Raw genomic sequence first — 2,265 nt, 5'->3', positions numbered from 1 at the left:
CGCCTAGTCTCTGCGATTGCTTCGCTTCGCTCGCAATGACAATAAAGGGGCTAGTAAACCCGGATTTGGTATTAAGCACTCTTTACAGAATCTTAATCGATTGTCATAAGTTCCGTATCGGGTCAAAATAGTAAATTCGCTGCGGCTTCAATCCGCGCTATAGGTGCTACAGAACGGGGTAACATTGGCAAGCGAATAATAGTTTGCTCAGGCAATAAATCCCCATCAATATCTACTCCAGGTTGATAGCAATTTTGTACCGCATAGCGCTGCTGTACGCCCATAGTTTTAAGAGATTCTGCTAATCTGACTTGCTCGGCAACAATCGCAGCTTGAGCCTGAAAAACTCCGATAAATTCAGTATGAGATGGATCTTTTAACTTCTTTTGTGATTGTACTACTTGCTGCCGCAATTTCCGCAATCTTCCCATCAAATCTACTCTGCCCAAAACATTTTGATACTTCATCCACAGTTTAAAAATCCAAGCTAGCCAGTCTCCTAAAGCTGTTGGCATTTCTAAGAAACGGAGCAAATGACCAGTCGGTGCAGTATCTAAAATAATTAAATCTTCCTGCTTACTATCTAATAAATTCATCACAGCCACAAGAGATAACATCTCATCAATTCCTGGCAATGCTTGAGCCACAATTTGCCGCCAAGCTTCAGGACTGTAAGCCATTTTTACGGCATCCGCTTCGCTACTTTCGCCGCTAATCATTTCTGCTAATTCCCACAGATAATCTTCGCGAAATTGGTCGAGTACGATTTCAGCATCAATTTCTTGGGCGCTCAAATTATCGCTTAGCTGTTGTGGTTCGTGTGTCAATTGTTGCCCAAAAGCATCTCCTAAAGAATGGGCGGGATCGATAGAAATCATCCGAATTTTTTTGTCTGGATAGCGATTTGCCATCGCCCATCCCATCGCGGCGGCAACTGTTGTTTTACCAACTCCACCTTTACCACCTACTAGGATTAATTGCCGCTCTTCGGCGATAAAATCGCTGAAACTGGGAGGGATTTTTGTCGGCCATTCGATAATTGGTGCAGGGGCTAATTCTACTGTTTCAATTTTTTCTATTTGGGCTATCAAATGGTCTAATGCTTCTGCGCCAAGGGGTTCTGAGTTTTGTTGGGGGACGGTAAAAATATGATGATGGCTGGGGAGTTGTAGGAATTTTTGTAATAATTGCTGTTGTTCGCTGTAGCGATCGCCATTTGTATCAGTATTTGTGATAATATGGTTGACAAATAAGCCGCCGCAGGGAATTTCTAGTTTGTGCAAACTATCTAGAAAGCGTTGGGTTTCTAGGAGGCTCATGGGTTCTGCGATCGCGACTACATTACAAGCACTGAAATCAGTATCCTCAAGTAAGTTTCTACCTTCTGCTAGTTCCGATTTCATGTCTGTTAAAAAGCGATCCGCTTCATCAGTGGTATAACGCCCTGCTAAAGTTTCGCTGACTACGCGATGTTTCTGTTGAAATAATTCGAGGGAAGCTAACATGACATCCAGAAAGTCTTTGAGGCCGAAGAGATTTACAGTGTGGCCGGAGGGAGCCATATCTACTACTACACGATCGGCGGCTTTTTCTGTTAGTAATTTCTGGATTTCTAGAAAGCCCATCAGTTCGTCTAAACCGGGCCAACTCAAGTCCCAAACGGGGGTTAAGTCTCCTCCTTCTACAAAGCTTCCGCGCTCTACTAATAGTTCTAAAACTTCTCCGTATTTGGCTTTGAATTCCTGCAATATTTTCTGAGAGTCGAGGGCTCGCACGCTTAAGTTAGGCAAATCTGCGATCGCTTTGGGTGCGTCTTCAACTTCCATCTGCAACACATCCCCCAAAGAATGGGCGGGATCTGTGGATATTAATAGGATGTTTTCGTGGGGAAATAGCTTGGCCCAGCGACGCGCAAACCCGCAGGAAAGGGTTGTTTTCCCTACTCCGCCTTTACCGCTGAACATTGCTAGGTGGAGTGAGTCGTACTGGTTCATATTCTTGGATGGTTTAGCCAAACTTTAAATTATATAGCAACCGCTTTCGTCGGTTAGGGGCCAGGGGCTACGATGCTCAGGACTAGGGAAAGAAGGGAAAGAGAATAAGAGTAAGAGCTTCGGTGCGATCGCTCAGCCTAACGGTTCCATCGATTGAGAATGCCCTAATGGTCTTGGCGGTTGCTATACCTAGTATTTTAACTTCAAGTATAGAAGTTATGCACTGTTTACGTAACGCCGCCCTCTGGGCGGTATCTTTACCGCCCAGAGG

Annotated in this window: 2 protein-coding genes; both read right to left on the bottom strand. The window is 44.6% G+C overall.

Annotation, left to right across the window (positions count from 1 at the left end; translation table 11 throughout):
* Positions 1-122: 122 nt before the first annotated feature.
* Positions 123-1,994 (bottom strand): ArsA family ATPase, encoded by a 1,872-nt coding sequence (locus PN499_RS02425; protein WP_272030089.1) that lies wholly within the window; start codon positions 1,992-1,994, stop codon positions 123-125.
* A gap of 82 nt (positions 1,995-2,076) precedes the next feature.
* A partial coding sequence (locus tag PN499_RS02420; RefSeq protein ID WP_272030088.1) for a hypothetical protein occupies positions 2,077-2,265 on the bottom strand: 189 nt, incomplete at its 5' end.

Origin of the sequence: Kamptonema animale CS-326 (genome assembly GCF_028330895.1) — a bacterium.
GTDB lineage: Bacteria > Cyanobacteriota > Cyanobacteriia > Cyanobacteriales > Microcoleaceae > Kamptonema > Kamptonema formosum.
This window is presented reverse-complemented; position numbering and strand designations above follow the sequence as displayed.

Coding starts and splice junctions, on each gene's coding strand:
- PN499_RS02425 (WP_272030089.1), bottom strand. CDS start 1,994: ATGAACCAGTACGACTCACTCCACCTAGCAATGTTCAGCGGTAAAGGC.